The organism is Ramlibacter pallidus (assembly GCF_015070875.1).
GTDB classification, from domain to species: domain Bacteria; phylum Pseudomonadota; class Gammaproteobacteria; order Burkholderiales; family Burkholderiaceae_C; genus Ramlibacter; species Ramlibacter pallidus.
This window is the reverse complement of record NZ_JADDIV010000003.1, coordinates 789,300-810,647: the sequence shown is the minus strand read 5'-3', so window position 1 is coordinate 810,647 and position 21,348 is coordinate 789,300. Positions and strand designations below refer to the sequence as shown.

Below are 21,348 nucleotides of genomic sequence, written 5' to 3'. Positions count from 1 at the left end.
TTCGCCCGACTACGCGGATCGTTTCGCCCGCGCCCGCGCCAGCGCCGCCTCGATCACGGCCTTCTTGCGTGCGAGCTCCGCACCCTCGGCGCCCTGGGTCAGGCCGGGCAGGTCCGCCAGCTTTTGCTGCGCCTTGCGCTCCATCCGCGCGGCATGGTCCGCGTCTTCCTGCACCTTGCGCGCGAGCCGTGCCTGGTAGCGGCGCAGGGCCTCGGCCGCCTGCGCCTCGCCCCAGGCCTTCCAGCCGGTGCGGTCACCCGTGGCGTTCTCCAGCGCGATGCAGTCCACCGGACAGACCGGCACGCACAGTTCGCAGCCGGTGCAGTAAGGCTCGATCACCGTGTGCATGTGCTTGTTGCCGCCCAGGATCGCGTCCGTGGGGCAGGCGTCCAGGCACAGCGTGCAGCCGATGCACCAGTCCTCGTCGATGACGGCCATCCGCCGCGGGCCTTCGACGCCGTTGCCGGGATTCAGCGGGAGCTCCGGGCGCCCTGTCAGCTGCGCGAGCCGCGCAACCCCTTCCTGGCCACCCGGGGGGCACTGGTTGATGGCGGCTTCGCCGGAGGCGATCGCCTCGGCATACCCGGCGCAATCCGGATAGCCGCAGCGCGTGCACTGGGTCTGGGGCAGGGCGGCGTGCAGCCGCGCCGCCTGCGGGCTCACCTGCCGCGCGCGCGCACGGGGGCGGTCGCCCGCGCCCGGGTGGCGCCCTTGCGTTCGGCGGCCACCTTCTTGCGGGCGGAAGCCGGCTTGCGCTCCGCGGCGGGCGGTGCGTTGAACTGCAGGATGAAGTCCCGGACCTGGGGGTAGACCACTTCGCGCCAGCGGCGGCCGCTGAAGATGCCGTAGTGGCCCGCGCCCTTGACCTCCAGGTGCTTCTGGCGCGCCTTGGGCACGTTGTGGCACAGGGCGTGCGCGGCTTCCGTCTGGCCGCTGCCGGAGATGTCGTCCAGTTCGCCTTCGATGGTGAAGTGCGCCGTCGTGGTGATGTCCTGCGGCTGCACGCGCTCCAGCTCGCCCTGCGGGTTGCGCACGTCCCAGTTGCCGTTCACCAGCCGGAACTCCTGGAACACGACCCGGATGGTTTCCAGGTAGTAGTCGGCATCCATGTCGAGCACGGCGTTGTACTCGTCGTAGAACTTGCGATGCGCTTCGGCGCTGGCGTCGTCCCCCGCGATCAGGTGCTTGAAGTAGTCGTAGTGGCTCGACAGGTGCCGGTCGGGGTTCATCGCCACGAAGCCGGAGTGCTGCAGGAAGCCGGGGTACACGCGGCGGCCGGCGCCCGGGAAGTTGGTCGGAACGCGGTAGATCACGTTGTTCTCGAACCACTCGTAGCTCTTGTTCATCGCGAGGTTGTTCACCGCGGTCGGCGACTTGCGGGCGTCGATCGGCCCGCCCATCATGGTCATCGTCAGCGGCGTCGTCTCGCCGCGGGACGCCATCAGCGACACCGCCGCGAGCACCGGCACGGTGGGCTGGCACACGCTGATCACGTGGCAGTTGCCGTACTCGGCCTGCAGGTGGCGGATGAACTCCTGCACGTAGTTGACGTAGTCGTCGAGGTGGAAGGCGCCCTGGTCCAGCGGCACGGTGCGCGCGTTCTTCCAGTCCGTGATGTACACCTTGTGGTCGCGCAACATGGTGCGCACCGTGTCGCGCAACAGGGTCGCGTAGTGGCCCGACAGCGGCGCGACGACCAGCACGGCGGGCTGGCCCTTGAGGCGGTTGAGGATGGCCGGGTCGTCCGAGAAGCGCTTGAAGCGGCGCAGTTCGCAGAAGGGCTTGTCGATCTCCACACGCTCGTGGATCGCCAGTTCGCCGCCGTCGACCTTGACGGTCTTGATGCCGAACTCGGGCTTCTCGTAGTCCTTGCCCAGGCGATAGATCAGGTCGTAGCCGGCCGCCATCCGCTGGGCGAAGGGGTTCTGCCCGAAGACGGACAACGGATTGCTGTACAGCTTCGACGCCGCCTGCGCGAAGTCGGCGAAGGGCTCCATGAGGGAGCGTTGCGCTTCGTAGATCTGGTAGAGCATGCGGTATCCGGTTGTTGCAGTGCAATATATCAGGGCGGGGCCCTGGCCGCACAAGGTGGATTCCCGGATGAGCAGCAATGCCACGCCGGCGTCAGCCGCCGACAAGGGCAGCCATGAAAAAAGCGGCCCGCAGGCCGCTTTCTGCGGGGCTGCCGGCCTTACTGGACCACCTTGGCGATCGAGGCGGCGACGTAGTCGATGTTCTTGCTGTTCAGGGCGGCCACGCAGATGCGCCCGCTGTCGATGCCGTAGACGCCGAACTCGTCGCGCAGCCGCACCATCTGGTCCTTGGTCAGGCCGGAGTAGCTGAACATGCCGACTTGCTGGGTGATGAAGCTGAAGTCGCGCTTCACGCCGGCCGCCTTGAGCTTCTCGACGATGGCGCCGCGCATTTCCTTGATGCGGACGCGCATGGCGCCGAGCTCCTGTTCCCACAGGGCGCGCAGCTCCGGCGTGTTCAGGATGGTCGCCGCGATCTGGCCGCCGTGGGTGGGCGGGTTGCTGTAGTTCGTGCGGATCACGATCTTCAGCTGCGACAGCACGCGCGTGGCCTCTTCCTTGTCCTGGCACAGCACGGACAGGGCGCCCACGCGCTCGCCGTAGAGGCTGAGGCTCTTGGAGAACGAGGTGGAGACGAAGAAGTCCTCGCCCGACGCCATGAACTTGCGCACGGCCATGCCGTCCTCGGCGATGCCCTGGCCGAAGCCCTGGTAGGCCATGTCGAGGAAGGCGACCAGCTTGCGCGCCTTGACGACGGCAACCACCTGGTCCCATTGCTGTTCCGTCAGGTCGTAGCCGGTCGGGTTGTGGCAGCAGGCGTGCAGCACCACGACCGTACCGGCGGGTGCCCGGTCCAGCGCCGTCAGCATGCCGTCGAAGTGGATGCCGCGCTTCTCGGCGTCGTAGTAGGGATAGGTTTCGACGGTGAAACCGGCGTTGGTGAAGATGCCGCGGTGGTTCTCCCAGCTCGGGTCGCTGATCAGGACCTTGGCGGCGGGATTCAGCTTCTTCAGGAAGTCCGCGCCGACCTTGAGGCCGCCGGTGCCGCCGATGCATTGCACCGTGGCGACGCGGCCGCTCTTGACCGGCTCGGACTCGGCCCCAAATACGAGGCTCTTCACGGCGGCGTCATAGGCGGCGATGCCGTCGATGGGCAGGTAGCCGCGGGCCGCGTGGGCGGCCATCATCTTCTCTTCGGCCTTCTGCACGCACTCCAGCAGCGGCAGCTTGCCGTTGTCGTCGTAGTAGACCCCCACGCCCAGGTTCACCTTCTTCGGGTTGGTGTCGGCGTTGTACTGCTCGGTCAGACCCAGGATCGGGTCGCGGGGCGCCATTTCGACGGCGTTGAAGAGGGACATGGGCTTCCTTGGAAGGGGCGGTGGCAAAGACTTGCGGCCTGTCGTAAGCTGGCCGGCTGCCCGCAATTTTAATGGTTCGACTAGGGATTACCCGGCATGAGCGCAATACCCGAGGCCACCGAGGCCCAGCACGAGGACAAAAAGGGACAGTTCCTCACCTTCCCGGACTCGCCGTTCGAGCTGTACCAGCCGTACCCGCCGGCCGGCGACCAGCCGCAGGCCATCGAGAAACTGGTCGAGGGCGTGCAGGACGGCGAGGTGTTCCAGACGCTGCTGGGGGTGACCGGCTCCGGCAAGACCTTCACCATGGCCAACGTGATCGCGCGCCTCGGACGCCCGGCGATCGTGTTCGCGCCGAACAAGACGCTGGCCGCGCAGCTCTATAGCGAGTTCCGCGAGTTCTTCCCCAAGAACGCGGTGGAGTATTTCGTCAGCTACTACGACTACTACCAGCCCGAGGCGTACGTCCCGCAGCGGGACCTGTTCATCGAGAAGGACAGCTCGATCAACGAGCACATCGAGCAGATGCGCCTGTCGGCGACCAAGAGCGTGCTGGAGCGGCGCGACACGGTGATCGTGGCGACGGTGAGCGCGATCTACGGCATCGGAGCCCCGGAGGACTACACGCAGATGCGCTTCATCGTGCGGGTGGGCGACAAGATCGGCCAGCGCGACGTGATCGGCCAGCTGATCCGCATGCAGTACAACCGCAACGAGCAGGACTTCTCGCGCGGCACCTTCCGCGTGCGCGGCGACACCATCGACATCTTCCCGGCGGAACACAGCGAGCTGGCGATCCGCATCGAGCTGTTCGACGACGAGATCGAGTCGCTGCAGCTGTTCGACCCGCTCACCGGGCGCATCCGCCAGAAGGTGCCGCGCTTCACGGTCTACCCGTCCAGCCACTACGTGACGCCGCGCGAGAAGGTCGTGTCCGCCGTCGAGTCGATCAAGCAGGAGCTCAAGGAGCGGCTGGACTTCTTCGTCAAGGAAGGCAAGCTGGTCGAGGCGCAGCGCCTGGAGCAGCGGACCCGTTTCGACCTGGAGATGCTGGCCGAGCTGGGGCACTGCAAGGGCATCGAGAACTACACGCGCCACCTGTCCGGCGCGCCGCCCGGCGCCCCGCCGTCGACGCTGACGGACTACCTGCCCAAGGACGCGCTGATGTTCCTGGACGAGAGCCACCAGATGATCGGGCAGCTCAATGGCATGTACGCCGGCGACCGCGCGCGCAAGGAGACGCTGGTGGCGTACGGCTTCCGGCTGCCCTCGGCCATGGACAACCGGCCGCTGAAGTTCGAGGAATTCGAGACGCGCATGCGCCAGGTGATCTTCGTTTCGGCGACGCCGGCGGACTACGAGAAGACGCACGCCGGCCAGGTGGTGGAGCAGCTGGTGCGCCCGACCGGCCTGATCGACCCGGAGATCGAGGTGCGGCCGGCCACCCACCAGGTCGACGACGTGCTGCAGGAGATCCGCATCCGCGTCGACAGGAACGAGCGCGTGCTGATCACCACGCTCACGAAGCGCATGGCCGAACAGCTGACCGACTACCTGAGCGACAACGGCGTGAAGGTGCGCTACCTGCACAGCGACGTGGACACCGTGGAGCGGGTCGAGATCATCCGTGACCTGCGGCTGGGCCAGTTCGACGTGCTGGTCGGCATCAACCTGCTGCGCGAAGGCCTGGACATCCCCGAGGTGTCGCTGGTGGCCATCCTCGACGCCGACAAGGAAGGCTTCCTGCGGGCGGAGCGCTCCCTGATCCAGACCATCGGCCGCGCGGCCCGCAACCTGGGCGGCAAGGCGATCCTGTACGCCGACAAGATGACCGACTCGATGAAGAAGGCCATCGACGAGACCGAGCGCCGGCGTGCGAAGCAGGTCGCCCACAACACGGAGCACGGCATCACGCCGCGCAGCATCCAGAAGCAGATCCGCGACCTCATCGACGGCGTCTACAGCGAGAAGGCGAGCAAGGAACAGGAGAAGCAGGAACTGCAGCGCGCGATGGTCGAGGACATGACCGAGAAGGACATCTCCAAGCGGATCAAGCAGCTGGAAAAGCAGATGCTGGAGCACGCGCGCAACCTGGAGTTCGAGAAGGCGGCCCGTGTCCGCGACCAGCTGGCCGTGCTCAAGGAGCAGGCCTTCGGTGCCGTCGTCCACGACAACGTGGTCGCCATCGACGCGGCGAAGAAGAAATGAGCGGCCGTTACTCGGTGCTGATGGTCTGCATGGGCAACATCTGCCGCAGCCCGACCGCGGAGGGGGTGTTCCGCCACGCCGTGCGCGAGGCGGGACTTGCCGGGCGGATCGAGGTGGCGTCCGCCGGGACGCACGACTACCACGTGGGCGGGCCGGCGGACGACCGCAGCACGGCGCACGCGCGGCAGCGCGGCTACGACCTGTCGGGCCATCGTGCCCGGCAGGTGTCCGAGGGCGATTTCGACCGCTTCGACCTCGTCCTCGCGATGGACCACGAGAACTTCGCGCTGCTGCAGGAGATCTGTCCGCCCGGCGCCGACGACAAGCTCAGGCTTTTCATGGCGTTCGCGCCCGACGGCATGGGCGAGGTCGTGCCCGATCCGTATGCCGGTGGGCCGAAGGGTTTCGAGCTGGTGCTGGACCAGATCGAGGCGGCGTCCGAAGGCTTGCTGCGCCACATCCGGACCGAGCTCGGTGCCTGAGGCATTGGTGCACCGCAGAAAGACCTGAGTACCCGAGCGCCGCGCTGGGTCTTCGTGTATACTTGACGGAAACAGTCAGGAACCCAGGGAAGTCAAAAAAAGCAGTCCGGCACGCGATGCCGGGCGAGGGCCGGCAAGGATGCCGGAGCATGGGTGGAGACGGCCTGGCGTGGCGGGTGCCGCGGCAGGTAAGGCAAGCAAGCAGCAAGGAGCTAGCGATGCGTCTCACGACCAAAGGCCGCTTTGCGGTCACCGCGATGATCGACCTGGCACTGCGCCAGAACAACGGACCCGTCACCCTGGCGGCCATCAGCCAGCGCCAGCACATCTCGCTGTCGTACCTCGAGCAGCTGTTCGGGAAGCTGCGCCGCCATGAACTCGTGGAGTCCACCCGCGGCCCGGGCGGCGGGTACACGCTCGGCCGCAAGGCCGCCGAGATCACCGTGGCGGACATCATCGTGTCCGTCGACGAACCGATCGACGCCACCCAGTGCGGCGGCAAGGAAAACTGCCATGGCGAGGGCGGCCAGTGCATGACCCACGAGCTGTGGTCGGCGCTGAACCAGCGCATGGTGGAGTTCCTGGACTCGATCACCCTGCAGAAGCTCGTCGACGACCAGCTCGCCAAGGGCGTGCAGGTGGAGGACAAGCCGGCCACCAAGCGCGCGATCTCCAGCGCCCCCGTGGTCAAGCCCATCCGCGTGAACGCGCCGAACTCGGTGTTCGCGCTGGGCAACAGCTTCGCCAAGCAATAAGAGCAACCGTAGAGCCAGCGAGAAGCCAGCAATGGACATGACGCCCCATTTCCCGATCTACATGGACTACGGCGCGACGACGCCGGTCGACCCGCGCGTGGTCGACGCCATGATCCCGTGGTTGCGCGAGCACTTCGGCAACCCCGCTTCGCGCAGCCACGCGTGGGGCTGGGAAGCCGAGGAAGCCGTGGAGAAGGCGCGCCAGAACGTGGCCGACCTGATCGGCGCGGACCCGCGGGAGATCGTCTGGACCTCCGGCGCCACCGAGTCCAACAACCTGGCGCTCAAGGGCGCCGCGCACTTCTACAAGACGCGCGGCAAGCACCTGATCACGGTGAAGACCGAGCACAAGGCCGTGCTGGACACGATGCGCGAGCTGGAGCGCCAGGGCTTCGAGGTGACCTACCTCGAGGTGCAGGAAGACGGCATGCTGGACCTCGAAGGGTTCAAGGCGGCGATCCGCCCGGACACCATCCTGGCCTCCGTCATGTTCGTGAACAACGAGATCGGCGTGATCCAGGACATCCCGGCCCTCGGCGCGATCTGCCGCGAGAAGGGCGTGCTGTTCCACGTCGACGCCGCCCAGGCCACCGGCAAGGTGGAGATCGACGTCAAGACGCTGCCGGTCGACCTGATGAGCCTGGCCTCGCACAAGACCTACGGCCCCAAGGGCATCGGCGCCCTGTACGTGCGCCGCAAGCCGCGCGTGCGCCTGGAAGCGCAGATGCATGGCGGCGGCCATGAGCGCGGCATGCGCTCCGGCACGCTGCCCACCCACCAGATCGTGGGCATGGGCGAGGCCTTCCGCATCGCGAAGGAAGAGATGCACAAGGACCTGGAGCACGCCCGGCGCCTGCAGAAGCGCCTGCTGGAAGGCCTGAAGGACGTCGAGCAGGTCTTCGTCAACGGCAACCTGGAGCACCGGGTGCCGCACAACCTGAACATGAGCTTCAACTTCGTCGAAGGCGAGTCGCTGATCATGGGCATCAAGGGCCTGGCGGTGTCGTCCGGTTCCGCCTGCACCTCGGCTTCGCTGGAGCCCAGCTACGTGCTGCGCGCCCTGGGCCGCAGCGACGAACTGGCGCACAGCAGCCTGCGCATGACCATCGGCCGCTTCACGACCGAGGAAGAGATCGACTACGCGATCACCACGATCAAGCAGAACGTCGCCAAGCTGCGCGAGCTGAGCCCGCTGTGGGAGATGTACCAGGACGGCATCGACCTGAACACCATCCAGTGGACCGCGCACTGAACCCGAGAGAGATCCAGGAGTACACAACATGGCCTATTCGCAAAAAGTCGTCGAGCACTACGAGAACCCCCGCAACGTCGGCTCCTTCGAGAAGGGGGACGAGAGCGTGGGCACCGGCATGGTGGGCGCGCCGGCCTGCGGCGACGTGATGAAGCTGCAGATCAAGGTCAACCCGCAGACTGGCGTGATCGAGGATGCCCGCTTCAAGACCTACGGCTGCGGTTCCGCCATCGCTTCCAGCTCCCTGGTGACCGAATGGGTCAAGGGCAAGACGCTCGACCAGGCCGCCTCGATCAAGAACGCGCAGATCGCCGAGGAACTGGCGCTGCCGCCGGTGAAGATCCACTGCTCGATCCTCGCGGAAGACGCCATCAAGGCGGCCGTCGAGGACTACAAGAAGAAGCACCCGGCGGCCGCCGCCGAAGGCACGCAGCACTGACGATGGCCATCTCGCTGACCCAAGCCGCGGCCCGGCACGTCACGCGTTACCTCGCCAAGCGGGGCAAGGGCGTCGGCGTGCGGCTGGGCGTGAAGACGACCGGCTGCTCCGGGCTGGCGTACAAGCTGGAGTACGTCGACGAAGTCGCGCCGGAGGACGTCGTGTTCGAGAACCACGGCGTGAAGCTGCTGGTGGACCCGAAGAGCCTGGCCTACATCGACGGCACCGAGCTGGACTTCGTGCGCGAAGGCCTGAACGAGGGCTTCAGGTTCAACAACCCGAACGAGCGGGACCGCTGCGGCTGCGGAGAGTCCTTCCGCGTCTGACCCGGTGAACCTCCAGTCCAGCGATTTCGAACTGTTCGGCCTGCCGCAGCGCTTCGCGCAGGACCGCGCCGCCATCGACGCACGCTGGAAGGAACTGCAGCGCGAGGCGCACCCCGACCGTTTCGCCGCGCAGGGCGCCTCGGCCCAGCGCGCCGCGCTGCAATGGTCCGTGCGCATCAACGAGGCCTACCAGCGCCTCAAGGATCCGCTGAAGCGCGCGTCCTACCTCTGCGAGCTGCAGGGCGCGCCGATCGACGCCGAGAACAACACCGCCATGCCCGCCGAGTTCCTGATGGAGCAGATGGAGTGGCGCGAGACGCTCGACGAAGCCGCGGGCGAGCAGGAATTGGAAGAGCTCTCCGACCGCGTCACGGCGCGCCGGCGCGAGATGCTGGCCCGGATCGCGCAGCTGCTCGACCTCGAGGGCGACGCCCCCGCCGCGGCCCGGCAGGTGAGAGCCCTCATGTTCATCGAGCGCTTTGGCGAGGACATCGCGTCCCGGCTCGCACAGCTGGGACAATAGCGGGCTGACCATGTCCCTGCTGCAGATCTCCGAACCCGGCGCCTCGCCGGACCCCCACCAGCGCCGCATCGCCGTCGGCATCGACCTCGGCACCACGCATTCGCTGGTCGCTGCCGTGCGCAACGGCGTCGCCGAATGCCTGCCCGACGCCGAGGGCCGCGTCGTGCTGCCGTCCGTGGTGCGCTACCTCGGCGAGGGCCGCCGCCAGATCGGCTTCGAGGCGCATGCCGCCCAGGCCGAGGACCCCGAGAACACCATTGCCTCCGCCAAGCGTTTCATGGGCCGCGGCCTGGCCGACATCGGCGGGCGCGAGAAGCTTCCCTACCGCTTCATCGACGAGCCGGGCATGCTGATGGTGCAGACGCGCGAGGGGCGCAAGTCGCCCGTCGAAGTCAGCGCCGAGATCCTCGCGACGCTGCGCTTCCGCGCCGAGGACACCTTCGACGACGACCTGTATGGCGCCGTGATCACCGTGCCGGCGTACTTCGACGATGCCCAGCGGCAGGCGACCAAGGACGCGGCGCAGCTCGCGGGCCTGAACGTGCTGCGCCTGATCAACGAGCCGACCGCCGCGGCGATCGCCTACGGGCTGGACAACAGCAGCGAAGGCCTTTACGCCGTGTACGACCTCGGCGGCGGCACCTTCGACATTTCCATCCTGCGCCTGTCGCGCGGCGTCTTCGAGGTGGTGTCCACCGGGGGCGACTCGGCCCTGGGCGGCGACGACTACGACCAGGCGCTGGCCGACTGGATGCTGCAGCGCGCGAAGATGCAGGCCGAGACCGCCTCCGAAAAGGCCGCCATCAAGATGCTGGCGCGCCGCGTGAAGGAGCAGCTCACGGAGACCGAGACCGTCACCGTGCCGGTGGCCGTCGGCGGGCGCTCCGTCGAGGTCGCCGTGTCGCGCAAGGACTTCGAGCTGGAGACGCGCGAACTCACGGCGCGCACGCTGGGCGCGGTGCGCAAGGCGCTGCGCGACGCGAAGCTGGCCAAGGACGAAGTGCAGGGCGTGGTGCTGGTGGGCGGCTCCACCCGCATGCCGCAGGTCCGCCGCGCCGTCGCGGAGTTCTTCGGCCGCGAGCCGCTGACCAACCTGAACCCGGACGAAGTGGTGGCGCTGGGCGCCGCGCTGCAGGCCAACCAGCTGGCCGGCAACAACCCGCAGGGCGAACTGCTGCTGCTGGACGTGATCCCGCTGTCGCTGGGCATCGAGACCATGGGCGGGCTGGTCGAGCGCATCGTGCCGCGCAACGAGACCATCCCGACCGCCAAGGCGCAGGACTTCACCACCTTCAAGGACGGCCAGACCGCCATGGCCATCCACGTCGTGCAGGGCGAGCGCGACCTCGTGGCCGACTGCCGCAGCCTGGCGCGCTTCGAGCTGCGCGGCATCCCGCCGATGGCGGCCGGTGCGGCGCGCATCCGCGTGACCTTCACGGTCGACGCGGACGGACTGCTGCACGTCGCCGCGCGCGAGCAGACCAGCGGCGTGGAGGCGCAGATCGCCGTGAAGCCGTCCTACGGCCTCTCGGACGAGCAGATCGCCACCATGCTGCGCGAGAGCTTCACCACGGCCGAATCGGACATGAAGGCCCGCGCCTTGACCGAGGCGCGTGTCGATGCGGAACGCATGCTGCTCGCGACGCAGAGCGCGCTGGAGGCCGACGGCGAGCTGCTGGAAGCGGCCGAGCGCCAAGCGATCGAAGCGCTGATGCAATCCTTGCGCGAAACCGCGAGATCCAGCGAGGATGCCGCCACCGTCGAAGCCGCGGTGCAGGCCCTCGCCAAGGGCACCGAAGCCTTCGCCGCGCGCCGCATGAACGAAGGCATCCGCAAGGCCCTCGCCGGCAAGAACCTCGAGGCCATCTAGAACCCATGCCCGTCATCAAGATCCTGCCGCATCCCGAGTACTGCCCGAACGGCGCCGAAGTGAAGGCGCCCGCGGGCACCTCGATCTGCGAGGCGCTGCTGGACAACGGCATCGCCATCGAGCACGCCTGCGACATGAGCTGCGCCTGCACGACCTGCCACGTCGTCGTGCGCGAGGGCTTCGCCTCGCTCAACGAAATGGACGAGAACGAGGAAGACCTGCTGGACCGCGCCTGGGGCCTGGAGCCGAACTCCCGGCTCTCCTGCCAGGCCATCCTGGAGCAGAAGGACCTGGTGGTGGAGATCCCGAAGTACTCCATCAACCACGCCAAGGAAAAGCACTGACCGTCGGTCAGCCTTCGTACTTGCGGCCCAGCGCCAGCAGGTCCGGCGTGCCGATCACGCCGTTCAAGCCGTCGAAATCCAGCATCTCCCCGCGCAGGGCGGCCGTCGTGCCGTCCTGCTTCAGCGTGGCGTAGTACCGCTGGAGCGTATGCGCCACCGCGCGGGCCGTGCCGCCGGGGAAGATGACGATGCGGAAGCCCAGCGCGCCGAGTTCCTGGGCGCCGAGCACCGGCGACTTCCCGCCTTCCACCATGTTGGCCAGTAGCGGCACGCGCGCGGCGAAGCGCTCGCAGGCCGTGCGCATCTGCTGCGGATCGCGCAGCGCCTCGATGAAGAGCGCGTCCACGCCGCAGGCGAGGTAGCGCTCGGCGCGTTCGAGGGCGGCGTCCAGGCCTTCCACGGCCAGTGCGTCGGTGCGTGCCAGGATCAACGTGGCGCTGCTGCGGCGGGCATCGAGCGCCGCCTTCAGCTTGCCGCACATCTCCTCCACCGGAACCACGGTCTTGCCGTCCAGGTGGCCACAGCGCTTGGGGAAGCCCTGGTCCTCGATCTGCACCATGGCGGCGCCGGCGCGCTCGAAGTCGCGCACCGTGCGCTGGACGTTCAGCGCGTTGCCGAAGCCCGTGTCGGCGTCGACGATCACGGGCAGCCGCACGCGGTCGGTGACGTGGGCCAGCGTCTGCGCGACCTCCGTCGCCGTCGTCAAACCGATGTCGGAGCGGCCCAGGCGCGTGTAGGCGATCGAGGCGCCGGAGAGATAGAGCGCCTCGAAGCCCGCCTGTTCGGCGACCAGCGCGCTCAAGGCGTCGTAGATGCCCGGCGCCAGCAGCGGCTGCGGCCGGGCGAGCAGGTCCTTCAAGGGGGCCGTCATGCCTTCACCTCCTTCGCCGCGAGTTGCACCGCGGTCTGCGCGGCGATCCAGCCGCCGGCGACGGCGCTCAGCAAACCGTTGCCCGAAAGGTAACCCCACACCGCGTTGCCGCTCACGCCGCGCGCCGCGCCGCCCGCGGCCAGCAGGTTGGGGAAGGGCGCGCCGTCGCGCCTGCGGACGCGGCAGCGGGCGTCGATGTCCAGGCCTCCCTGCGTGTGGAACAGGGCGCCCGTCACGCGCACCGCGTGGAATGGGGGGCCGAAGCGGTGGATCTCGGGAGCCAGGGCGCTTTCCTCGCATCCGAGGACGGCTGCCAGCTCGCGCGTGTCCCGCGCGGTGCGGAGCGCGCCGGCGCCTTCCGCGTTGCGGAAGTCCGGGAACTCGCGCGCCAATGCGAGCTGCGCGTCGCCGAAGACGTTCCACGCCACGCCGCCCGGCTGCCTCAGCACCTCCACCGCGGCCTCGGAGTAGCCGAGCTTCTCGTCGTGGAAGCGCTGGCCCTGCGTATTGAGCTGCACCCCGCCTTGCATCATCACCGCCCAGGTCATGAGCGCGCCCTGCGGCACGACCCAGGAACCGTGGCCCTGGTAGCCGCCGAGGTCGGCGAGCGCGGCATCGAGGGCCTGCCCCCAGAGGATCGCGCTGCCGTCGTTGCCCGCGTGTCCCGCGAAGGTGGCTTCGCGCATCTCGGGCAGCAGGTCGCGCACGAGGGCCGGATTGCCGCCGAAGCCATTGCAGGCGAGCAGGAGCACGTCGCACGCCAGGTGCTCCAGCGTGCCGTCCGGCCGCAGGAAGCCGACGCCGAGGATGCGGTCGTCGGCGCCCACCCAGAGTTCGACCACGTGCGCCGACGCGAGCACGTCCGCGCCCGCCCGCGTGGCGGCGTCGTGCAGCGCCGCGACGAGCGCGGCACCGGTGCGCTGCGGCAGCGTGTGCATCCGGTGCACGCGGTGCCCCGGGTAGAGGAAGTTGTCGAGCACGGAGAACCGCAGGCCGTGGTCCGCCAGGCTGTCCAGCGCCGGCGCCGCCGCCTGCGTGTAGGCCTGCACCAGGTGCGGCGCCGCGGTGCCCTTCGATTTCGCGAGCACGTCCTGCGCGAAGCCCTCCACGCTGTCCACGATGCCTTGCGCCGCCTGCGCGCCGGTTCCGGCGGCGGGGATGAAGCCCGAGGAAAGGGCCGTGGAGCCGCTGGGCACGGCGTCGCGCTCCAGCAGCACGCAGTCGACGCCGGCGTCGCGCAGGGCGATGGCGGCGACCAGTCCACAGGCGCCGGCGCCGACGATCGCCACCGGCACGTGCACCGATGCCGGCATGCGCTCGGCGCGGACGATCCGGGCTTGCGCGGCCATGGCCTTCGCTCAGGCGGTCGGTCGGAACAGGTACTGGCCGCGCGGCTGGCCGATCACGCCGCGGTCGTGCGCGTAGATCTGCTCGCCGCGCAGCCAGGTGGCTTCCACGCGCGCGGACAGCTCGATGCCCTCGAAGGGCGTGTAGCCTTGCGTGGAAGGCGAGTCCTTGGCGTGGATGGTCCACGTCTTCGCCGGGTCCACCAGCGCCAGGTCGGCGTCGAAGCCTTCGGCGATGTCGCCCTTGCGGTTGAGCCCGAAGCGCTGCGCCGGCGTCCAGCTGGTCACGCGGGCCATGTGGTTGTAGCCCATGCCGCGGCGCGTGCCTTCGCTCACCAGCGATGGCAACAGGTATTCCGTCCCGCCGAAGCCGCTCTTGGCCATCCAGATGTTGCCGAAGTAGTGCCTGGGCACCTTGGTCTCGTGGCGGCAGCAGGCGTGGTCGGAAACGACCCAGTCCAGTTCTTCCGCCAGCAGGGCCTGCCACAGGAACTCGACGTCCTCGCGCGGCCGGATCGGCGGGTTCACCTTGGCGAGTTCCGCCGCCTTCGAGTGGATGTCCAGCATCAGGTGGCCGATCGTGACTTCGCGCCGGAAGTCGATGTGCGGGAAGACGTCGGCCATCATCATGGCCGCCTGCACCGCCTTGCGCGAACTCAGGTGCAGGAGGTTGATGTTGGGCAGTGCCGTCTCGTTGGCGAGGTAGCTCGCGATGAACACCGCCAGGCCCTCGGAGTGCTGCGGCCGCGAGGCGCTGTAGGCGGCCAGGCCTGAGAGCGACTTGTCCTGCTCCACGATCTTCGTGTAGGCGGTCATGATCTCGGCCGTCTCGCAGTGCAGCGAGAGCGAGATCTGGTGCGCACGTTCCGGCATCTGTTCGCGGGCGGCCTGCACGCCGCGCATGATGAATTCGAAGTGCGCATAGTCGTAGCGCTCGTCCTCCCCGATCATGAGGAACTCGCGCTGCGAGTTGCTCGCGCCGTGCAGCCCGTGCGAGCCGTAGAACATGAAGATCTTGAAGCTGGACACGCCATGCTTCTCGATCAGCATCGGGATCTCCTCGATGTGCTTGCGGTCCATGGGCGCCAGGTGGTAGCCGTAGTCCACGTGGAAGCGGTTGCGGCTGGTCTCCAGCACCTCCGGGTAGAAGTCGGCGTAGGAGCCGCCCTTGTTCAGGTAGTACTGCCCGGTGCGGAAGTAGTTCAGGCTCGAGGTCACGCCGCCCATCGCGGCCGCCTTCGACTCGGTGACCGCGTCCTCCGCCAGCGGCGAGTAGATGCCGCTGTGCATGTGGGCATCCACCACGCCGGGGAAGGCGAGCAGGCCGCGGCCGTCCTGGACCTGCTTCGCCTGGTCGGGCGCGATGCCGGGGGCGACGCGGGCGAACGTGCCGTCCTTCACGGCGATGTCGGACGCATGGACGGTGTTGCCGTGCGGGCGCACCACGCGCACGTTTTTGATCAGGAGGTCATAGGGGGGAGTGTTCACGGAGCCGTCCTCGTCTGGAAGCGTTGCTGCAACTGGGGGAGCAGGCCGCCCGCGTCGACCATGTCGAGCAGGAAGGCCGGGATGGTCTGGGCCTGCAACGTCTCGCCGCCAGGGCGCGTGACGGTGCCGGCACGGGCATCGAAGGCGATGCGTTCGCCTTCGGCGATGCGCTCGCACTGCTCGCACGTGAGCAGGAGCAGGCCGAGGTTGAAGGCATTGCGGAAGAACAGGCCGGCATAGGACGGTGCGATGACCGCCGCCACCCCCAGGTGCCGCAACACGGCGGCGGCCTGCTCGCGCGACGAGCCGATGCCGAAGTTCGGCCCCGCCACCACCACGTCACCGGGCTGGACGCCCCCGGCGAAGTCGGGCCGAAGCGCCTCCAGGCAATGCTGCGCGATGACGTCCACGCCGTGCTGCATCCAGGTGCCGGGCGCCAGCGCGTCGGTGTCGACATCGCCCGGCAGGCGCCACACGCGATGCCGGGTCATGCCAGCAGCTCCCTCGGGTCGGCGATGCGGCCGGCAACGGCCGACGCGGCGACCGTGTACGCCGAGGCCAGGTAGACCTGCGTCGTCGGCGGGCCCATCCGGCCCTTGAAGTTGCGGGCCGTGCTGGAGATCACGGTCTCGCCGCCCGCGAAGCTGTCGCCGTAGCCGGCGCAGATGCCGCAGGCACTGGGCAACAGCTCGGCGCCGGCGTCCACCAGCGCCTGCAGGGTGCCCTCCGCCGCGGCCGTGTCGCGGTCGGCGTGGCTGGCCGGCGCCACCATCAGGCGCACGCCGGCGGCGACCTTGCGCCCGCGCAATACCTCGGCGGCGAAGCGCAGGTCGTCCAGCTTGGCCCCCGTGCAGGCGCCGATGTACGCGGCGTGCACCTGCGTGCCCGCGAACTCGGCGACCGCCGCCCCGTTGGCGGGACTGAAAGGCGCGGCGACCTGCGGGGCCAGCGCGCCGGCGTCGAAGGCGTGCTCCTCGAAGAAGCTGTCCGCATCCGTGGACCACCCCGCGGTCTCGACGTCCGGTGCGCCGTGGCCGGCCAGCCAGGCGCGCGTGACCTCGTCCGGTGCGACCAGCCCGACCTGCGCGCCGAGTTCCGCGCTCATGTTCGACAGCGTCATGCGTTCGTGCATCGGCAGCGCGCGGACGGCCTCGCCGGCGAACTCCACGGCCTGGTAGGCGCCGCCGTTCATGCCGAAGCGGCCGATCATCGCGAGCATCATGTCCTTCGCCGCGACACCCTGCGCCAGCCGGCCGTCCCAGCGCATGCGCAGAGTCCGCGGCACCTGCACCCAGATCTCGCCCGTGGCCACCACGCCCAGCATCTCGGTGCTGCCGATGCCGAACATGTAGGCGCCGAAGGCGCCGCCGGTGGGCGAATGCGAATCGCCGCCCACGCAGAACATGCCGGGCCGGATGTGCCCGTGCTGCGGCACGACGACGTGGCAGATGCCGACCGAGTCGTAGACGTGCGGGAGCTGCTGGTCCCGCGCCCAGTCGCGGGCGATGCGCACGATGCGCCGGGCCTCGTCGCTGCGCTCGGGCACGTAGTGGTCCATCACCAGCACGACGCGCGACTTGTCCCAGATCTGCGCGCCCAGCTGTTCCAGCATGGGTTGCAGGCGCCGGGGCCCCGACGAGTCGTGGAACATCGCCAGGTCGACCTTGCAGGTGACGACCTCGCCCACGCGCACGCTGTCCCGGCCCGCGGCGCGGGCGATCAGCTTCTGCGCGAGGGTCTGGCCGCCGCTCATTCCGGCTTGGCCCCCGAGTACTTCACGACTTTCGCCCAGCGGGTGATCTCCTCCTGCACGAAGCGACCGAACGCGTCCGGCGCATTGCCGACCGGCGTGGCGCCTTCGAACTCGATGCGCTTCTTCACCTCGGGCGATGCGACGGCCTGCCGGGCCGCGTCGCTCACGCGCTTGACCAGCTCGGGCGGCATCTGCGCCGGGCCGAACAGGCCGAACCACGCGCTCGACTGGTAGCCGGGAAGGACTTCCGCGATGGCGGGGACGTCGGGGAAGGCGGGCAGGCGCTGCGGGCTCGTCACGCCCAGGGCCTTCAGCTTGCCGGCCCGCACGTGCGACTGCGCGTTGCCGACGTTGGCGAACATCAGTTCGACCTGGCCGGCCAGCACGTCCTGGATGGCCGGCGCGGTGCCCTTGTAGGGGATGTTCACGATGTACGTGCCGGACATCATCTTGAACGCCTCGCCGGCCAGGTGCACCGACGAGCCGAGGGCGCCGATCGCGAAGTTCAGCTGGCCGGGCCGGGACTTCGCCAGCGCCAGCAGCTCGCGCAGGTTGTTCGCCGTCACGGAGGGATGCGCCACCAGCAGCGCCGGCGTGGTCGACACCATCGTCAGCGGGGTGAAGTCGCGCACCGGGTCGAACGGCAGCCTGGGGTACAGGCTGGCGTTGATCGCATGGCTGGTGAAGCTCATGAGCAGGGTGTTGCCGTCCGGTGCCGCCTTCGCCACCATCTCCGCGGCGATGTTGCCGCCGGCGCCGGGCCGGTTCTCCACCACGACGGTGCGGCCCAGTGCGCGCCCGAGTTCGGCCGCGAGGGTCCGCGCCATGGTGTCCGTGGTTCCTCCGGCCGGCGCGCCCACGAGGATGCGCACCGGTGTCCCCTGCGCCCATGCGGGCAGGCCCGCGGCGGCCACGGTGGCGACGAACGTCCTGCGTTGCAACTTCATCTTCAGACTCCGAGGTAGGCCTGGCGCAGCCGGTCGGTGGCAAGCAGCTCGGCGCTGCTGCCCGAGAACTGGATCGCGCCGTTCTCCATCACGTAGGCGCGCTGCGCGATCTCCAGCGACTGCGCGACGTTCTGTTCCACGAGCAGGATGGCGAGACCTTCGGCGTGGAGCCGCCCGATCAGGCCGAACAGCTCCTCCACGAGCAGCGGCGAAAGACCCAGCGACGGTTCGTCCAGGATCAGCAGCCGCGGCTCGCCCATCAGTCCGCGGCCGATCGCCAGCATCTGCTGCTCCCCGCCGCTCATGGTGCCGGCCATCTGGCGCGTTCGCTCCTTCAGGCGCGGGAAGATCGAGAACACGCGCTCCAGGTTGGCCGCGCGGTGGTGCCGGGCCCGGGTGAACGAGCCGAGCTCGAGGTTCTCCAGCACGGACAGGTTGGGGAAGATGCGGCGGCCTTCCGGCACCTGGATCAGGCCCGCGCCGACCACGCTGCGGTAGTGCGCGCGCGTGATGTCCCGTCCGTCGAAACGCACGCTGCCGGCGCGCGCAGCCACGAGGGCGCTGACGGTGTGGTTGAAGGTGGTCTTGCCGGCGCCGTTGCTCCCCAGGAGCGCGACGATCTCGCCGGGCCGTACTTCCAGGTCCACGCCGCGCAGCACCTCCACCGCGCCGTAGCCGCTGCGCAGTCCCTGCACCTGGAGCAGCGGGGCACTCATTGCGCGGCTCCCGCGGCCATGCGCCCGAGGCGCTCGGCCGTGCCGTGCCCGAGGTAGGCCTCGATCACCCTGGCGTCGCGCGTGACCTCGCCAGGCGTGCCGGAAGCGATCAGCTGTCCCTGCGCCAGCACCCAGACCTGCGAGGCCAGGTTCATCACGGCCTGCATCACGTGCTCGATCATCAGCACCGTGACACCGCCCGCGGCGATGTCGCGCACCACGGGCACCATCTCGCCCACCTCCTGCGGATTGAGGCCGGCCAGCACTTCGTCCAGCAACAGCAGGCGCGGCCTGGTGGCGAGCGCGCGCGCCAGTTCGAGGCGCTTGCGGCCGGCCACGGTGAGGTCGCCCGCCGGCTTGTCCAGTTGCGGCGCCAGGCCGACGCGCTGCGCGACCAGCTCCGCCTCGTCCAGCGCTTCCGTGCGGCCGGCGCAGTGCAGATGCGCGCCGACGGCGATGTTCTCGCGCACGGTCTGGGCCGCGAAGGGCTGCACGATCTGGAAGGTGCGGGCCATGCCGCGGCGTGCGTTCAGGTGCGGCGGCTGGCCGGTGATGTCGGCACCGGCAAACAGGACGCTGCCGCGGTCGGGCCGCAGGAACCCGGACATCAGGGCGAACAACGTCGTCTTGCCGGCGCCGTTCGGGCCGATCAGGGCGCTGAGGCTGCCGGGCGGAACGTCGAACGACACGTCCTGCACGGCGGCCAGGCCGCCGAAGGACCTGGACACGGCCTGCAGGCGCAGCAGGGGCTCAGCCACGGGCGGCCTCCCCGGGTTCGGCGGCCTTCGGCTGGGCGCGCGACCACAGTCCGCGGACGGACTGCCCAATGCCCAGCACGCCGCGCGGCGCGAACATCACGATCACGACCAGGACGGTGCCGTAGATGATCATGTTGATGCCGGGCAGGTTGCCGAACAGGTTGCGCGTCAGGTCGGCCAGCAGGTGCAGCGCCACGGCCCCGAGCACGGGACCCCAGAGGCTGCCCAGCCCGCCGACGATCGCGGCCACGAGCGCCTCCACCGAGGTGTGCGGGCCGAACGCGATGGCCGGGTCGAGGTACTGGAACACCTGCACGTAGAACGCGCCCGCCGCCCCCATGAAGGCCCCGGACAGGGCGATCGCCCCCAGCTTCACGCGGAACGGGTCGACGCCGATGGCCCGCGCCGCATCCTCGTTGTCGCGCACCGCCTGCAGCCAGGCGCCGAAACGCGAGTGCCGCAGCCAGCTGGTGACGAGCAGGCCCAGCACGACCAGGGCCAGCGCCAGCAGGACGTAGCCGCGCCGGTCGCCGAACTGCATGTTGGCCGCGCCTTCCCGCAGCGGCACCATCAGGCCGACGCCGGCGCCGGTGAAGGGCACGGACAGCGAGACGATGCGGAACACTTCGGCGAAGGCCAGCGTGACCAGGGCGAAGTAGGAGCCCTTGAGGCCATAGCGGAAGGAGAGGGCGCCGACGAACAGCCCCACGCCCGCCGCCAGCGCGATCGCCAGCGGCAGCGCGGCCCAGGGGTTCATGCCCCACTGCAGCTGCGCGATCGCCTGAAGGTAGGCGCCGGTGCCGAAGAAGAGGGCATGGCCGAAGGAGAACTGGCCGCCGTAGCCGCCCAGCATGTTCCAGGCCTGCGCCATGAGGCAGCCGTACAGCGCCATCATGGTCAGGTTCAGGATGACGCCGGAGCGCGTGACGGACGCCAGGACGGCGATCGCCACCGCGAACACGGCGATCTGCACGAGGTCCTTGCGCGGCGACGCGGTCATGCCCTGGCCCCGAACAGCCCCTGCGGCCGGAACAGCAGCACGGCGATGAACAGCAGGAAGATGCCGATCTGGCCCAGCGACTCGCCGAACCAGAGCCCGCCCAGCGATTCGACCACCCCGATCAGCAGGCCGCCGGCCAGCGCGCCGGCGAAGCTGCCCATGCCGCCCAGCACGACGATGGTGAAGGCGACCAGCACGAAGCCGTTCCCCACCTGGGGGTTCACGTAGTACGCCGGCAGCAGGAAGCAGGCGGCGGCGCCCAGGCAGGCGAGGCCGATGCCGAAGCTCATGGCGTAGACATGGTCGACGTCGATGCCGACCAGCCGTGCGCCCTGCTTCTCACGCGCCACGGCGCGGATCGCGCGCCCCAGGTCGGTGGCGCGCACGATCCACAGCAGCACGGCGGATGCAACCAGGGCGCCGCCGAAGGCGACCAGCTTCGGTACCGACACCATGGCGGGGCCGATCGCGACGGTCGCCAGCGTGTACGGCGTCTCGATCGTGCGCGTGTCCGACTTGAAGGCGAGCAGGGCGATGTTCTCCAGCACGATCGACAGCCCGAGCGTGACCAGCAGGATGTTCTCGTCCTTGCCGTGGCTCGCGCGGTTGACGATGCCGCGCTGCAGCGCGTAGCCCGCCGCGAACATCACCAGCACCATCGGCAGCAGCGCGAGGTAGGGGTCGATGCCCAGGCCCTGCTTGAGGAAGTAGACGCCGTACAGCGCCATCATCAGCGCGGCGCCGTGCGCGAAGTTGATGATGTGCAGCACCCCGTAGATCAGCGTCAGGCCGAGCGCCACCAGCGCGTACACCGCGCCGGTGGTCAGCCCGTTGAGGACCGCGGGGAACAGGATGCCGAAGTCGAACACGGGCGGCGGC

Annotated in this window: 22 protein-coding genes; 9 read left to right on the top strand and 13 right to left on the bottom strand. The window is 69.1% G+C overall.

Features of this window, described 5'->3' with window-relative positions:
- Positions 1-9: 9 nt before the first annotated feature.
- The 3 genes from rsxB to IM787_RS13055 form a co-directional block, all read right to left on the bottom strand.
- Complete coding sequence (rsxB, locus tag IM787_RS13065; protein WP_193677072.1) at positions 10-663, bottom strand: electron transport complex subunit RsxB; 654 nt, start codon at positions 661-663, stop codon at positions 10-12.
- A complete protein-coding gene (locus IM787_RS13060; protein ID WP_193677071.1) occupies positions 660-2,033 on the bottom strand; it encodes a polyhydroxyalkanoate depolymerase in 1,374 nt (457 codons plus the stop codon). Before IM787_RS13060 ends, rsxB begins: the two co-directional genes overlap by 4 nt.
- Before the next feature lie 158 nt (positions 2,034-2,191).
- Entirely contained in the window at positions 2,192-3,391 is a 1,200-nt protein-coding gene (locus IM787_RS13055; protein WP_193677070.1) for an amino acid aminotransferase, read from the bottom strand.
- 96 nt (positions 3,392-3,487) lie between these two features.
- Between IM787_RS13055 and uvrB the strand changes: the two genes are divergently transcribed.
- From uvrB to fdx, 9 genes are all read left to right on the top strand, one after another.
- Positions 3,488-5,599 (top strand): excinuclease ABC subunit UvrB, encoded by a 2,112-nt coding sequence (gene uvrB, locus IM787_RS13050; protein WP_193677069.1) that lies wholly within the window; start codon positions 3,488-3,490, stop codon positions 5,597-5,599.
- Complete coding sequence (locus tag IM787_RS13045) at positions 5,596-6,081, top strand: low molecular weight protein-tyrosine-phosphatase (protein ID WP_193677068.1); 486 nt, start codon at positions 5,596-5,598, stop codon at positions 6,079-6,081. The genes uvrB and IM787_RS13045 overlap by 4 nt, the downstream gene beginning before the upstream one ends.
- A gap of 218 nt (positions 6,082-6,299) precedes the next feature.
- Positions 6,300-6,836, top strand: coding sequence for a Fe-S cluster assembly transcriptional regulator IscR (gene iscR, locus IM787_RS13040; protein ID WP_193677067.1), 537 nt, complete (start codon positions 6,300-6,302; stop codon positions 6,834-6,836).
- A 31-nt stretch (positions 6,837-6,867) separates the two neighbouring features.
- Complete coding sequence (locus IM787_RS13035; RefSeq protein WP_193677066.1) at positions 6,868-8,088, top strand: IscS subfamily cysteine desulfurase; 1,221 nt, start codon at positions 6,868-6,870, stop codon at positions 8,086-8,088.
- Positions 8,089-8,116: 28 nt separating this feature from the next.
- Positions 8,117-8,527, top strand: a complete 411-nt coding sequence (iscU, locus tag IM787_RS13030; RefSeq protein WP_193677065.1) for a Fe-S cluster assembly scaffold IscU — start codon at positions 8,117-8,119, stop codon at positions 8,525-8,527.
- Positions 8,528-8,529: 2 nt separating this feature from the next.
- The gene (gene iscA / locus IM787_RS13025) at positions 8,530-8,853 is read left to right on the top strand and encodes an iron-sulfur cluster assembly protein IscA (RefSeq protein WP_193677064.1); all 324 of its coding nucleotides are present in this window, start codon (positions 8,530-8,532) and stop codon (positions 8,851-8,853) included.
- 4 nt (positions 8,854-8,857) lie between these two features.
- A complete protein-coding gene (gene hscB, locus IM787_RS13020; RefSeq protein WP_193677063.1) occupies positions 8,858-9,376 on the top strand; it encodes a Fe-S protein assembly co-chaperone HscB in 519 nt (172 codons plus the stop codon).
- A 10-nt stretch (positions 9,377-9,386) separates the two neighbouring features.
- Complete coding sequence (gene hscA / locus IM787_RS13015) at positions 9,387-11,246, top strand: Fe-S protein assembly chaperone HscA (protein WP_193677062.1); 1,860 nt, start codon at positions 9,387-9,389, stop codon at positions 11,244-11,246.
- Between the two features lie 5 nt (positions 11,247-11,251).
- Positions 11,252-11,590, top strand: coding sequence for an ISC system 2Fe-2S type ferredoxin (fdx, locus tag IM787_RS13010; protein WP_193677061.1), 339 nt, complete (start codon positions 11,252-11,254; stop codon positions 11,588-11,590).
- 7 nt (positions 11,591-11,597) lie between these two features.
- On the opposite strand, the gene IM787_RS13005 is transcribed toward fdx, so the two are convergent.
- The 10 genes from IM787_RS13005 to IM787_RS12960 are packed head-to-tail and all read right to left on the bottom strand — an operon-like array spanning position 11,598 to position 21,338.
- The gene (locus tag IM787_RS13005; RefSeq protein ID WP_193677060.1) at positions 11,598-12,461 is read right to left on the bottom strand and encodes an isocitrate lyase/PEP mutase family protein; all 864 of its coding nucleotides are present in this window, start codon (positions 12,459-12,461) and stop codon (positions 11,598-11,600) included.
- Positions 12,458-13,810: an FAD-dependent oxidoreductase gene (locus IM787_RS13000; RefSeq protein ID WP_193677059.1), complete on the bottom strand. Its 1,353-nt coding sequence runs from the start codon at positions 13,808-13,810 to the stop codon at positions 12,458-12,460. Before IM787_RS13000 ends, IM787_RS13005 begins: the two co-directional genes overlap by 4 nt.
- Positions 13,811-13,819: 9 nt before the next feature.
- On the bottom strand, positions 13,820-15,295 hold the full coding sequence (locus tag IM787_RS12995; RefSeq protein WP_193677058.1) for a dihydroorotase: 1,476 nt from the start codon (positions 15,293-15,295) through the stop codon (positions 13,820-13,822).
- A complete protein-coding gene (locus IM787_RS12990; RefSeq protein WP_193677057.1) occupies positions 15,292-15,786 on the bottom strand; it encodes a LeuD/DmdB family oxidoreductase small subunit in 495 nt (164 codons plus the stop codon). The genes IM787_RS12995 and IM787_RS12990 overlap by 4 nt, the downstream gene beginning before the upstream one ends.
- The gene (locus IM787_RS12985; RefSeq protein WP_193677056.1) at positions 15,783-17,048 is read right to left on the bottom strand and encodes a 3-isopropylmalate dehydratase large subunit; all 1,266 of its coding nucleotides are present in this window, start codon (positions 17,046-17,048) and stop codon (positions 15,783-15,785) included. The genes IM787_RS12990 and IM787_RS12985 overlap by 4 nt, the downstream gene beginning before the upstream one ends.
- On the bottom strand, positions 17,045-17,995 hold the full coding sequence (locus IM787_RS12980) for a tripartite tricarboxylate transporter substrate binding protein (protein ID WP_193677055.1): 951 nt from the start codon (positions 17,993-17,995) through the stop codon (positions 17,045-17,047). Before IM787_RS12980 ends, IM787_RS12985 begins: the two co-directional genes overlap by 4 nt.
- 2 nt (positions 17,996-17,997) lie before the next feature.
- The gene (locus IM787_RS12975) at positions 17,998-18,711 is read right to left on the bottom strand and encodes an ABC transporter ATP-binding protein (protein WP_193677054.1); all 714 of its coding nucleotides are present in this window, start codon (positions 18,709-18,711) and stop codon (positions 17,998-18,000) included.
- Positions 18,708-19,469, bottom strand: coding sequence for an ABC transporter ATP-binding protein (locus IM787_RS12970; RefSeq protein ID WP_193677053.1), 762 nt, complete (start codon positions 19,467-19,469; stop codon positions 18,708-18,710). Before IM787_RS12970 ends, IM787_RS12975 begins: the two co-directional genes overlap by 4 nt.
- A complete protein-coding gene (locus IM787_RS12965; RefSeq protein ID WP_193677052.1) occupies positions 19,462-20,469 on the bottom strand; it encodes a branched-chain amino acid ABC transporter permease in 1,008 nt (335 codons plus the stop codon). The genes IM787_RS12970 and IM787_RS12965 overlap by 8 nt, the downstream gene beginning before the upstream one ends.
- Positions 20,466-21,338: a branched-chain amino acid ABC transporter permease gene (locus tag IM787_RS12960; RefSeq protein ID WP_193677051.1), complete on the bottom strand. Its 873-nt coding sequence runs from the start codon at positions 21,336-21,338 to the stop codon at positions 20,466-20,468. Before IM787_RS12960 ends, IM787_RS12965 begins: the two co-directional genes overlap by 4 nt.
- Positions 21,339-21,348 lie beyond the last annotated feature (10 nt).